This is a genomic window from Nocardioides cremeus (genome assembly GCF_030518195.1).
Classification (GTDB): Bacteria; Actinomycetota; Actinomycetes; order Propionibacteriales; family Nocardioidaceae; genus Nocardioides; species Nocardioides cremeus.
The window spans coordinates 1-219 of sequence record NZ_JAULSC010000446.1; the positions used below are offsets into that span (position 1 = coordinate 1).

The 219-nt window shown below is 71.7% G+C and carries 1 protein-coding gene; it reads right to left on the reverse strand.

What is annotated here, in order from left to right:
* Positions 1-20: 20 nt before the first annotated feature.
* On the reverse strand, positions 21-219 hold a 199-nt coding region (locus tag QWJ41_RS21680; protein ID WP_302710572.1), incomplete at its 5' end, for a hypothetical protein.

The window sequence follows — 219 nt, forward strand, 5'->3', positions numbered from 1 at the left end:
GCCGGCGGCGCTGCTCGTGCTCACTCGGGCGCGGTGATCTCGGGCGAGGAGCCGTAGTCGTCGAAGTCGATCGTGTAGGTCATCGACTCGCCGTCGCCGGAGAAGGCGCCGGTCAGCTCCATGGAGCGCAGCTCGCCCTCGTCGGTGACGGCGTAGGAGGCGTCGAAGTCGCCCGCGGCGCTCGGGATGATCGTGGCCGCGACCGCCGGGGAGCTCGAG